Source organism: Hallella absiana (assembly GCF_025457485.1).
Taxonomy (GTDB): domain Bacteria; phylum Bacteroidota; class Bacteroidia; order Bacteroidales; family Bacteroidaceae; genus Prevotella; species Prevotella absiana.
Map to the genome: position 1 here is coordinate 1 of NZ_JAMXSP010000028.1, position 12,684 is coordinate 12,684.

The 12,684-nt window shown below is 52.8% G+C and carries 9 protein-coding genes; 2 read left to right on the top strand and 7 right to left on the bottom strand.

Going from position 1 to position 12,684, the window contains the following annotated elements; all coding sequences use genetic code 11:
* Positions 1-318: 318 nt before the first annotated feature.
* The 7 genes from NG346_RS11700 to NG346_RS11730 form a co-directional block, all read right to left on the bottom strand.
* Positions 319-3,564, bottom strand: a complete 3,246-nt coding sequence (locus NG346_RS11700) for a S41 family peptidase (RefSeq protein WP_262280955.1) — start codon at positions 3,562-3,564, stop codon at positions 319-321.
* Positions 3,565-3,828: 264 nt separating this feature from the next.
* Positions 3,829-4,797 (bottom strand): GYF domain-containing protein, encoded by a 969-nt coding sequence (locus NG346_RS11705; RefSeq protein WP_262280954.1) that lies wholly within the window; start codon positions 4,795-4,797, stop codon positions 3,829-3,831.
* A gap of 56 nt (positions 4,798-4,853) precedes the next feature.
* Complete coding sequence (gene glmS, locus NG346_RS11710) at positions 4,854-6,698, bottom strand: glutamine--fructose-6-phosphate transaminase (isomerizing) (protein WP_262280953.1); 1,845 nt, start codon at positions 6,696-6,698, stop codon at positions 4,854-4,856.
* 59 nt (positions 6,699-6,757) lie between these two features.
* Positions 6,758-6,946 (bottom strand): DUF4250 domain-containing protein, encoded by a 189-nt coding sequence (locus NG346_RS11715; RefSeq protein WP_262280952.1) that lies wholly within the window; start codon positions 6,944-6,946, stop codon positions 6,758-6,760.
* A 3-nt stretch (positions 6,947-6,949) separates the two neighbouring features.
* Positions 6,950-7,414, bottom strand: coding sequence for a MaoC family dehydratase (locus NG346_RS11720; RefSeq protein ID WP_262280951.1), 465 nt, complete (start codon positions 7,412-7,414; stop codon positions 6,950-6,952).
* A gap of 106 nt (positions 7,415-7,520) precedes the next feature.
* On the bottom strand, positions 7,521-8,309 hold the full coding sequence (locus tag NG346_RS11725; RefSeq protein ID WP_262280957.1) for a Cof-type HAD-IIB family hydrolase: 789 nt from the start codon (positions 8,307-8,309) through the stop codon (positions 7,521-7,523).
* A gap of 29 nt (positions 8,310-8,338) precedes the next feature.
* Positions 8,339-10,831: a YfhO family protein gene (locus tag NG346_RS11730; RefSeq protein ID WP_262280950.1), complete on the bottom strand. Its 2,493-nt coding sequence runs from the start codon at positions 10,829-10,831 to the stop codon at positions 8,339-8,341.
* A 177-nt stretch (positions 10,832-11,008) separates the two neighbouring features.
* Here NG346_RS11730 and NG346_RS11735 point away from each other — a divergent pair, with 177 nt between their 5' ends.
* Both NG346_RS11735 and NG346_RS11740 read left to right on the top strand, forming a co-directional pair.
* Positions 11,009-11,728 carry a 5'-methylthioadenosine/adenosylhomocysteine nucleosidase gene (locus tag NG346_RS11735; RefSeq protein ID WP_262280949.1) on the top strand — a complete coding sequence of 240 codons (720 nt, stop codon included), beginning with the start codon at positions 11,009-11,011 and terminating at the stop codon, positions 11,726-11,728.
* 14 nt (positions 11,729-11,742) lie between these two features.
* The gene (locus NG346_RS11740; protein WP_262280948.1) at positions 11,743-12,222 is read left to right on the top strand and encodes an S-ribosylhomocysteine lyase; all 480 of its coding nucleotides are present in this window, start codon (positions 11,743-11,745) and stop codon (positions 12,220-12,222) included.
* Positions 12,223-12,684 lie beyond the last annotated feature (462 nt).

Consider the following 12,684-nt stretch of genomic DNA (forward strand, 5'->3'; position numbering starts at 1 on the left):
TAAGAGACAATATGGATGAAGATGAGATCATACAACTTCTGCCATACCAATACAAAAAATCCCGGGAATAACCTCGGGATTTTTTGTTTGATTACAGGACGGCCTAAATTGAATGGTTACGATCTTGTTAATACCAAGCACACAACTGGTTAATAACAATCACAGATTTACTCAACTGCAATCGAGCCCATGCTCAACAAGAATCATCGGTAAATCAAATAGAAGGCAAATAGCTGATGAACAAAAATCACGAACATAGCAAAGTGAAACTCTACTATATTCGTGATTACCAGTAAGCTTTGGCAGGAATAAAAGCCGTTATTTCAGCATTGTCTCTACAGCTTTCTTGAGCTGTTCGTCGTCTCCGTTGAGATAGTCTTCAGGGGTGTTATAGACTTCCACATCAGGATCGAGCTGATGATTCTCACCATATTGCCCGTTCATATCCCGGCAGCCTACCTGTGGAATGCCGAAGACAAGGCTACGGTCCATCAACGTCTCCCACCAGACAGCCGTCATCGTACCGGCCACCGGCGTGCCAACGAGTTTACCAATGCCCAGGGTCTTATACACAAACGGGAAGCCGTGACCATTGCTGTAGTCATCTTCGCAGATCATCACGCAAGAAGGCTTCACCCATTTGTTCCAAGGATCACGTCCAACGTATTTGCCGTGAGCGATGAACTCCTGATATTCCTTCCCACTGAGCAGCGTGCAGAGATCGTCGTGGAGCCATCCTCCACCATTGTGGCGCTCGTCGATGATGGCAGCCTTGCGGTTGCGGTTTTTGTCACTGAGCAGTTCGCTGAATACCGTGCGGAAGCTCTCGCTGTCCATTGCCTTGACATGCACGTAAGCCAGCTGCCCATGTGACAGCGAGTCGACCAGTTCACGGTTGTGATCCACCCAGCGTTTATAGAGCAGTTCACGCTGCGCATTGCGTGAGATCGGGCGCACCTGAACGTCGAAGTGTTTGTTCGTCTTTGGATTATAAACGCTCACTCGCAGATTCTTTCCGGCACGACCGTCCATCAACGATGTATAGTCTGAGCCTCTGAGAATGCGTTGTCCGTCTATCTTCTCGATGATGCAGCCGGGCGTGACACCTGTATTTCTTACGGCAAAAGGCCCACGCTTGATCACCTCCGCTACCTTCAGTCCATCGCCCTGATAGTGGCTGTCATAGAGCAGACCCAGTTCAGCTGTCTGCAACGACGCACCATTGGGATAGTAGCGGCAGCCCGTATGTGAGGCGTTGAGCTCACCGAGCATCTCCGAGGCCATCTCACTGAAGTCGAAATTGTTGTTGATATACGGCAGGAAGCGGGCGTAGTTGTCATGATAGCCTTGCCAGTCGACGCCATGTAGTTTCGGATCATAGAACTTATCCTTCACCTGTTGCCAGATATGATCGAAGAGATAGCGGCGCTCCTGATAAGGCTTGTCGTTGAAGCGTGCCTCAAAGACTACATCCTTGATCTCGCTTTTTGCCAGGTCGATCTTCTTGATTCTTCCTTCGCTCATCGCAAAGAGGCTCTTGAAAGTGCTGTCGGCCTGCAGGTCACCGCCATTGACTTTCTTCATCACGAGCGTGGTCTTTCCCTCACGCATCTCATGCCGCCAAAGGTCATAGCCGTCCTCAAAGCGAGCCTCATAGTAGAGCGTATCACCACCGGGCGAGAGGATAAAGTCTCCAAGATCCGATGAGTTGACGGTCAGACGGACGATGCGGTCACGACAATTCTCCGTGTCAAAGCGCAAAGGCTTCGCCTTGACATCCTTCTCATCTTTCTTCTGCGGCTTCTTGCCTTTTTTGTTTTTCTTCTTATCCTTATCCTTGTCTTCTTCCTTTTTCTTCTCCTTCTGTGCTTCATCGAAGCGTTCCTTCTCCTCCTTAGTCATCTGGAACCGCTCATAAGCATCGAGGTCCAGAAACATCAGATAGACATCCTGCTCAGCACCCCAACTGCCATGACTGCGGTAACCGGCACGGTCCGAGGCGAAGGCGATAGCCTTTCCACCCAAAGCCCAGCGTGCCGCGCCGTCGTTGTATCCGCTTTCCGTGAGGTCCACGACCTTTTGCGAACCGTCGGCAGGCACCAGGGCGACATCGGCATTGTTCCATCCACCATTACCAATATAGTTGGTGATGATCCAGCGCGAGTCGGGGCTCCACTGATAGTCAATGTCTCCATCAGAATATGAGAAGATATATTTGCCGTCCATGAGCGTCTTGACAGCATGGTTCTTTACATCGACAGACTTCAGCGTACCACGATCTTCGACAAACGCCACCGTCTTACCGTCAGGACTGAACTTCGGCATGAACGAGGTCCGGTTGCTCTTCACAAGTTGTTCCTCCACCAAGTCGCCGGCATAGGTAAACTGTTTATCCTTGGCATCTTTGATCTTTGTCATATATACCTGCCAAAGACCGTTGCGCTCAGAAGCGTAGACGAGTGAGCGTCCGTCAGGCGAGAAGCTGAGGTTTCTCTCCTGCTCTGGCGTATCGGTAATCTGCTTCGTCGTCTTATAGTCGGTAGAGGTGACAAAGACATCGCCGTGATCGATAAACGCAATCTCCTTGCCCGAGGGTGAGAGACAGAACTCCGTGGCGCCATCTGTCAGTGTGCGGCGCACCACATCCTTGTCGTTAGAGTCTGCAACTATCGAGACGTTGACCTTCTGTGGCTGCTGTCCGGGTACAAGCGTATAGAGTTCCCCATTCTGTGAGAAGCAGAGTTTTCCTCCCTTCGAAGCAGAGAGGAAGCGCACCGGATTACCACTGAAATGGGTCAGCTGCGTCGCGCTGTTGCCCTGCAAAGGTCGTTGATAGACGTTGAACGTACCGTCCTGCTCAGACAAATACCAAAAACCATCGCCCTTGCTGTTCCACACCGGGTTGCGGTCCTCGCCCTTGAACGACGTCAGCTTCGTGAACTTGCCATTGTCGTCGAGCCAGATGTCACGTGTGATAGGAGAAGTATGGTGTTTCCGCCACGTGTCCTCATAGCCTTTCTTGTCGTGATAGAGAATCTGTCCCTTGGCGTTGAGACTCATGTCTTCCATCGTGATGTCGGAAAACTTCACCGGTCGTGAGCCGTTGACGTCGACTTCATAGACCTGCGGGAATTGTCGTGACGGGAAGATGATCGACTTCGGCTCTGTCCACAGAGCAGCCGAGAAAAGCACGTGACTGTTGTCGCGCCAAATGATCGGCGTCTCGTCGCCGCTGTCCGTCGTCAGCCGTTTGGGCGTACCTCCGTCTTTACTCATGACATAGATGTCCATACTTCCTTCGCGGTTGGACATGAATGCAATCTGCTGTCCGTTGGGACTCCAGACGGGATTGCCGTCATAGGCAGCGTTAGACGTCAGTTGTCGTGCCTGTCCACCTGCGGCAGGCACTGTGAAGATGTCGCCTTTATAGCAGAAGGCAATCTGCGTACCGTCGGGCGAGATGGCACAATGCCGCAGCCACAACGGATGATCCTCAGCCTGTGCCGACATCGCGAAGAAGGCAGCAATAGCCAAAGACAGGAATCGGAATGGTCTTTTCTTCATAGTAGAATCTCTTTTTGTAGCAAAATAATAACCGATATTGCAAAGTTAACGATTTTGCAAGACTCACACAAAAGAATCAAGAAGATTTATCATTGCGGAAGAAAAGATCTGTGGGGATCTGTGAGATCTGTGTGAATGTCCTCACGGAGTTCTTTCTCACAGATTTCACAGATCGACACGGATGCATAACCCTTTCAGCTGAAAGACATCGAGGAAGCAAAGAGCTGTGAGAAAAAAAATTATGAGAATCAAGCCTGTGGGGCATCAGAGCCCTTTGAGGAAACTCTCTACAGCATCGATAATCTTGCTGAGCCCCGATGCCGTAGTACTATCTGTGTTTTGGTTGATTTCCTTCTTGATCTCCTTGCTCACCTCCCGGCTGACACGGTGCACGACCGTGCGACCGACCTTGTTGCCCATCGACTTGAGGGTGTCGGTAACCTCCTGAGTGACGTCGCCACCATTGTCATCACCGTTGTTGTCACCACTGGTGAAGATAGTTGTAGATGTGGAGTCCTCTTCGTCGTCCTTGCCACCCGTAGCTTTCGCCACAGCCTCAGCGATGGTAGCCTCGTCAGAGGTGAACACCTTACCGAAGATACCCAAGGACGTACGCTGCTCGCCTGCGCCCGGAATGTCGATCGTGGTCGTGGACCAGAAGACATAGTTGTGGTATTGCAGCAGGTTGTCGATGGCACTGTTGATGACCGGAGCGGCTAATGCCGAGATCATAGAAGAGGCCAGTGAGGCCAACCCGCCGTTGTCGCCATCGTTCAGTCCGCGGTTAAATCCGGCAGTGATATGGTCTTTGATGACCTGACGGTGCTCATCCTTTGAGGGATTGGTAATCGCCATGATCAGAAGCAAGATGGCTACAGCGATACCCACATAGGTGAGCACCTTCTTGCGATTGCTCTTTTCCGGCTGATAAGGCGGTTGCATGGTATCGCCCGCATTGGTTCCCTGATAGTTATCGTCCGGTGTATTGCCAGATTGAGCACCATTTTGTGTTCCGTATGGCGGAGGCGTCGGAATCTGCTGAGGAGCAGCGGTCTGAGAGGTCTGAGCGTCGGCATAGAAGAGCGGACGCAGTTCCTCGACCTGCCAGGCCGGTACCCATTGCGGCATTCCCTCGGCCCACACGAGCGTGTCGGAAGTGATATTGCGCTGACGCAGTTCGTCAATGCTGAACGGACCCTGCTGTACGTCGTTGATGACAATGAAATATTGCATAATCTATATTGCTTATATATAAATAAGGAGAGGCAACAGAGAGCTGCGCCACTCCCCTACTCTACGGTCACACTCTTGGCGAGGTTTCGCGGCTGGTCGACGTTCAGTCCCTTCTCCACGGCAATGTGGTAAGCGAGCAACTGCAAGGGGATCACGGTGAGCAGCGGTGCCAATGGTGCCAATGTCGATGGGACATTGATCACCTCATCAGCGATCTTCTGCACCTCGGTATCGCCCTCAGTGACTACAGCAATGATGCGGCCGCCACGCGCCTTCACCTCCTGCATGTTGGAGACAACCTTTTCGTAGCCCTCGTGGTGTGTAGCCACAAAGAGCACCGGCATCATATTGTCCACCAGTGCGATAGGACCATGCTTCATCTCTGCGGCGGGATAACCCTCAGCATGGATATAGCTGATCTCCTTCAACTTCAACGCTCCCTCCAAGGCCACGGGATAGTTCCATCCGCGACCGAGGTATAGGAAGTTGGTAGCATAGGTATAGGTGCGGGCCAACTGCTTGATGCAATCATTCTCCTTAAGCATCTTGTCGATCTTGTCAGGAATCTGCCCCAGTTCTTTCGTCAGGCTGACGAACTCATCATGACCGACGGTACCCTTTGCGTTGGCGAGTGCCAAGGCGAGCAGCGTCAGACAGGTGAGCTGACCGGTGAAGGCTTTTGTCGAGGCCACACCGATCTCGGGACCTACGTGGATGTAGATACCTGTGTCGGTCTCACGTGCGATGCTGGAGCCCACGGCATTGACAATACCAAAGATAAACGCGCCACGCTCCTTGGCCAACTTGATAGCAGCGAGCGTGTCAGCGGTCTCACCGCTCTGCGAGATGGCGATGACCACGTCGGTAGGCAGGATCACGGGGTCGCGATAACGAAACTCCGAGGCGTAGTCCACCTCCACGGGAATCTTGCAATAGTGTTCGATGAGCTGCTTGCCGATGAGACCGGCGTGCCAACTCGTACCACAGGCCACGATGATGAAGCGCGTAGCGGAGAGCAGACGGGCGCGGTTGTTGCGCACGGCTGAAAGGATGACCTTGTCGTCGAAGAGGCGGCCGCTCATGCAGTCACGCAGACAACGCGGCTGGTCAAAGATCTCCTTGAGCATGAAATGGGGGAACCCGCCACGGTCGAGCATGTCGAGATCCATGTCGATCTGCTTGACGCTAACATCCACCTTCTTGTTTTTCAGATCGATGATCTTCAATTCCTTGTCAGGCTGGCACACGGCGATCTGCTCATCATCGAGGTACACAACGTTCTGAGTGTAGCCTGCGATTGGCGTAGCATCTGAGGCAATAAAGAACTCACTGTCGTCTTTGCCGATACCCACGACGAGCGGAGAGCCTTTGCGGGCTGCCACGAGGGTATTAGGGTCGCGTCGGTCGAGTACGGCAATGGCGTAAGCACCGATGCATTTGTTCAGCGCGTGGCGCACAGCTTCTGCCAGTGAGCATTTGTGCTTGTCCTGAGCATACTGTATGAGTTGCACGAGCACCTCGGTATCTGTGTCACTTTTGAAGGTGAAGCCCTTCGCGGCCAGCTGTTTGCGCAGGATGGTGTAGTTCTCAATGATACCATTGTGCACGATGACGATGTTGCCGGAGTCTGACACGTGCGGGTGAGCGTTGCGTACCGAAGGCTCTCCGTGAGTAGCCCATCGGGTATGTGCGATACCCACCGTACCCGAGCAGTCCTTGCCGGCGGCAGCTGTCTCCAGGTCAGCGACCTTACCCTTGGCCTTATAAACATTGAGTTGGTCTTCGCCATTGATCAGTGCCACACCGGCAGAGTCGTAACCACGGTATTCCAGGCGGTGGAGTCCACCGATCAATATGTCATAGGCCTGACGCTGGCCAATGTATCCTACTATTCCACACATAGTAATTTCGAATTAAGAAATTGTTGAAATCTTCAGTCCATCTCCTGTCGAGACATCATTCAGCTCTCTTTGAACTGCTTCTGACTCTCGTTCCATGAGAAGCCGTGCTCAGCGAGATAGCTCTTGAGATGGGCCGGTTCACAATTAAAAGTATAGCAAAGCTCAGACAGCGAGTCAAACTCTTCGTCGCGCAACAGCATGTTCACTGCCGAAACGAGCATTGCCGGGTCTTTAGGTAAATGATCCATGATCTATTCAAAATAATAGAGGAACTGAGCCTCACCCTGCAGAGCAGGCTTGCGCTGGCCCTCAATTTCTATTTTGAAGCCGATATAAGCCTTGCAGATGCCGCGCAGGTTTTCGATCTTGTCGAGCTTGGCATTCAGTCTGATGCGGCTGCCGGTGATGACAGGCACGCCAAAGCGCATCTTGTCCATACCATAGTTGACCATCATCTTCAGATGGTTGACCTCGATGATCTGTCCCCACAGATGGGGCAGCAGCGAAAGGGTCAGATAGCCATGAGCAATCGTGCTCTTATAGGGGCTCTCCTGCTTGGCGCGCTCCACATCGACGTGGATCCACTGATGGTCGAGTGTGGCGTCGGCGAACTGATTGATGCGGTTCTGGTCCACCAGCAACCAGTCTGATATACCTAATTGTTGTCCCTCGTGAGAAGCAAACTCCTCAAAGGAGTTGATAACAAGTTTTTCCATGTATGTCCTAATCTAATGATATTACTCGCAAAATTACTGCTTTTTTCTTAAAGAAGCGTCGTTTTCACGTTATTTTCGACGAATATACATTCCTAAAGCGCTGTTTTCAGCCTTTGATGACACCAAAATGTATGAGGGCATTCTTCACACCCTCGTCGTCGACAGCCGTGGTGACGTAGTCAGCCACAGCCTTGACGTTGTCGGTGGCATTGCCCATTGCCACGCCGATACCGGCCTGCCGGATGATGGGGATGTCGTTGCCACCGTCGCCAAAAGCCATCGTCTCGTCGATGCGGAAGTGCTCATAGGCTGCCATGGCCACGAGCCCTTTGCCCTTGTCGGCGTTTTCCTGAGTGATGTCAACGAATTCCTTGGTCCAGCGACCGCCGACACAATGGGGTATCGTGGGCATGAGCTGAGCCTCTTCCTCGTCAGTGATAAACGGCGTCACCTGCAGGATGACCTGCTGGAGCACGTTGCTGAGTTCGTCGAAGTCGATGTTTGTCAGTCCCAGCCCTTCCCCGAAGCTCTTGTCCACGATAGGCTGACGGTTGTAGACGGCAATGGTCTTCTGTCCAACAACGACGGCAGCCCGATTGAAACGGTCGCAGGCATCAAGGATTTTCTGCACGTCAGCAGGATCGATAGCATGACGGCTTACCGTGTCGTCGCCCACAAAGCAATAAGCGCCATTGGTCGTGATGTAGCCGTCGATGAGATGCTCGATCTGCGAGAGGTTGGTGATGAACTGTATAGGCCGGCCCGTGGAGATGAAAATCTTCACGCCACGAGCCTTCGCCTCAGTGAGTGCATCGACGGTAGCTTGTGGGATGCGATGTGTGCGAAAGCTCACCAAGGTGCCGTCGATGTCGAAAAATAATGATCTAATCAATATGCTATATATATAATAAGGTGTAAGATACGTTATTCCTTCTCCTTGTTCTTGCGGCGCGCCATAAAGGCTCCTGCCGCAATCAGCAGGGCAAGGATGCCATAAGAGCAGTAGGCCAGTGTCTCGGTCGTGCGGATGGAAGCGGGATGGAAGTCAAGGACGACCTCATGCTTGCCGGGCTTCACATTCAAGGCGCGCAGGATATAGTTCACGCGTCCCAGCTCAGCCTTCTGTCCGTCGACGGTTGCCGTCCACTCGGGATAGTAGATCTCGGAGAACACGAGCACGCCGCCCTTGTCGGAGTTCACCTCATAGGTCAGGTGGTTGGGTTCGTAGCTTTTGATGACCGCCATGGAGGTGCCGTCCTGCTTGACGGCTTTGCCGAGTTGCTCGCTGAACTGCCTGTCAGCGACAGCCTCGTGGTGCAGGTCGATCTTGCCCACGCGGTCGATCTCCTGGTTGGCATTGTCGACATAGTCGACCTTGTCCACAAACCACGCGTTGCCCTGAACATAAGGATTCTGCAAGGGCACCGTCTGTCCGCTCTGCAAGGGCAGGATGAAGTATTTGGCATTGAGCATATTCAGCACCGGCCACTCTTTCGATCCGTCGACCTTGGTCATGTCACCACCGACCTTCGAGATGGCAGGCATCATCTTCTGCATCTCGGGAGCGATATAGGCATCGATCATCTCCTGATAGCGGCGCAGCTTGGCAGGATGATAGCCGCCGATGCTCTTGTGATAATAAGAGGTCTCGTTCTCGTTGAACGTATTCGACGCAAGATTCAGCACACGATAGTCCAGTCCCTTGTCCTTGAGGATCTGCCGGTCGGTGGCTGTCATCGGCTGGTCGCTGTTGCGCACGCTGGCCTCAACAAACATGCCGTCGTTGAGATAGCGCTTGTTGACCTGCCACATATCCACGAGGCAGAGCACCGTCACACAGCCCACGAGCATCTTGGCGTTGAGCTTCTTATACTTATAGAGCATGAGCAGTGCCGTGCCGAGCGCCACGATGATAAACGAGCGCAGGGCATCGGAGCTGAAGATATACTCGCGAATAGCACTCAGATTGGATTTCAGCGGACCGAGATATTCGGCCGGGATCTGTGCCAGGGCCTGGTTTTCCTGAACCGAGATATAGTCGGGGAAGAACACCGTAGGCATCAGCCAGAAGAGCAGGGCAATGCCGCCGGTCAGCGCGAAGCTCACCCACACCCAGCGAATCTTGGTCTTGAGGATCTCCGGCTCGTCGATGATCTTCTTCAAGGCCATCATGGCGAGCAACGGTATCGTGAATTCGGCGATAACGAGGATGGAAGCCACCGTACGGAACTTGGCGTACATCGGGATGTAGTCAAGGAAGAAATTGGTGAAGCCCATGAAGTTACGGCCCCACGAAAGCAGGATGCTCAGGATGGTGGCACCTAACAAAGCCCACTTCATCGGACCCTTCACGATGAACAATCCAAGGATGAAGAGCATCAGCACGAAGGCGCCGACATACACCGGGCCACTCGTTCCAGGCTGGTCGCCCCAGTACTGTCCCAACTGCTGATAGATCTGCATGAAGTTAGGATCGGCTTTCTCCATGGCCTTGGCGTTCTGCGACAGTGGCACGGAGGCGCCACCCTTGGTGTTGGGCACGAGAAGCGTCCATGTCTCTCCTATGCCGTAGCTCCACTGCGTGATATAGTCGCGGTCGAGGCCACTGTTGGTCTGGTTGCTGGAGTTCTTCTTCACCAGTTCACTCTTTCCACGCATACTCTCCTTGGTGTATTCCCACGTGTGATAGAGATTGGAGATATTAATCAGCACGCCGAGCAGGGCACCGACGGCACAGACCACCGAGCCCTTGACAAACTGCGGCAACTTCTTGTCACGGATGGCCATGACGAGCCAGGCGATGACCATGAAGAGGATGATGAAGAGATAGTAGTAGGTCATCTGCACGTGATTGGCATTGATCTCAAAGGCGGTGAAGATCGCCGTTACGATCAGTCCCCACAGATATTTGCCGCGGTAGCTGAGCACCAGTCCGGCGATCATCGGCGGCAGATAGGCCAGCGCCATGACCTTCCAGATATGGCCTGCGGCAATGATGATGAAGAAATAGCTGGAGAAAGCCCACAGGATGGAGCCCAGCACAGCAAGGTACTGCTTGAAGTCGAAGGCGCGCAGCAGGATGTAGAAGCCCAAGAGATAGGCAAAGACAAACCACACGTTTTCAGGCAGCCAGAGGTGGTAGGCATTCTCCATCTTGCCCAGGACGTTGGTCGAGGTATAGGACGGCGAGACCTGATAGGTGGGCATACCGCTGAAGGCGGAATTGGTCCAGCGGGTGCGCTCGCCGGTCTTTTCGAGATAGAGTTTGCTCTCCTGACCGAGTCCGCGACCTGCCGAGGAGTCTTCGCGGTAGAGGACTCTGCCGTCGATGTCAGCAGGCATGAAGTAGACAAAGCCGATGACGGCAAAGAGGATGACGGCCAGGATGTCCGGCAACCATTTCTTCAATGTTTCCATAACATAATATTCTATAAACGTTTATATTCTATGGGCAAAGTTACATATTTTTTCGCTGATAGTTAAAAAGCAGACGTTAAAAGTCGACATAATACCTTTTTTTTGTAACTTTGCATCGCATTTCTGTCCGTGCAAAAGAGTTTACGAGTACAGAGGAATAACAAAAATCATCGATAAGTGAGAAAGATTGGCATCATTGTCGCAATGGACAAGGAGTTCACACAACTCAAGACATTGCTCGACGAGACGCAGACCGAGCGTCATCATCACAAGGATTTCATCCGGGGATATATTGGTCAGACCGAGATCATCATGCAGCAGTGTGGCATAGGAAAGGTAAATGCTGCCATTGGTGCCGTGGAGATGATCGACAACTACGCGCCCGACCTGGTCATCTCCACGGGCTGCGCCGGCGGTGCCGACGTTGCCCTCAACCCGCTCGACGTGGTCGTCGCCTCGGAGTGTGTCTACCACGATGTCTACTGCGGCAACGACGTCGCCTATGGTCAGGTCATGGGTATGCCCACACGCTTCAAGGCTCCCAAGGATCTTGTAGACACCGCCTTGAGCATCAAGATGGCGGAGGGCGCCAAGGTCGTCAAGGGGCTCACCGTCAGCGGCGACTGGTTTGTCGACAGGCGCGAGAAGATGCAGGCCATCATGGAGCACTTCCCCAATGCCACGGCTGTGGACATGGAGAGTTGTGCCATCGCCCAGACGTGCTCCATCTATAAGACGCCGTTCATCTCGTTCCGCATCATCAGCGACGTGCCGCTCAAGGACACCAACGCCTCGCAGTACTTCGATTTCTGGAACCGCATGGCTGAGGGCAGCTTCGAGATGACGCGCGACTTCCTCAAGAAACTCGCTGACAACGGTGATAACACAAAAGTATAAACACATACAAAAACATGAATAAGATTCCATCCTTTACCATCAACCACGAGAAGCTCCTGCGCGGCATCTATGTCTCGCGCAAGGACGAGGTGGGCAACGAGGTGGTCACCACCTTCGACATACGCATGAAAGAACCCAACCGCGAGCCGGTTGTCCACGCCGGTGCCCTGCACACCATCGAGCATCTCGCCGCCACATTCCTCAGAAACGACGAGGAGTGGAAGGACCGCGTGATCTACTGGGGGCCGATGGGCTGCCTGACGGGTAACTATCTCTTGCTTCGTGGCGACCTCGAGCCCAAGGACATCGTGCCGCTCATGCAGCGCACCTTCCGCTTCATCGCCGACTTCGAGGGCGAAATCCCCGGCGCTGCTCCGCGCGACTGCGGCAACTACCTGCTCCACGACCTGCCGATGGCACGCTGGGAAGCCCGCAAGTTCCTCGACGAGGTGCTCATGAAGATGACTGACGCCAATATGGTGTATCCGCAATAATTAATTACAAAAGTTCATCACCGCGACTGCTCCTTCCAGAAAGACCATCCGACTGAAAAACAGGAAAAACAAGCGAAAAGGGCTCATCAAGATGGAGCGGACGTGAGAAAGCACTGAGATGACTCGGTCATCTAACTGGTTTCTCGAGGTCAAAACACTTAGATGACCGGTAGAAACAACTGAGATGACAACAAGAAAAAGGTACTTTGACGCGAATTCTATATAAGAATTCCATCGTCAAAGTACCTTTTTTCTTGCTTAAAAAACAGGAAGCGTACGTAATTGGCTATCCGTCAATAATTTACAGAAAACCGCCTAAAATTGCGAAAATCAAGGCAAAGTATTGCTTGCTCCTAAAAATCGCAGCCACAAGGGCGGAAAATTGTCAGTTTATACAACAATTGACATAGCACGACTTTGCTTGCGCAAAGGTCTTGCTCATGCCCAAGTCTTTTCCCACCT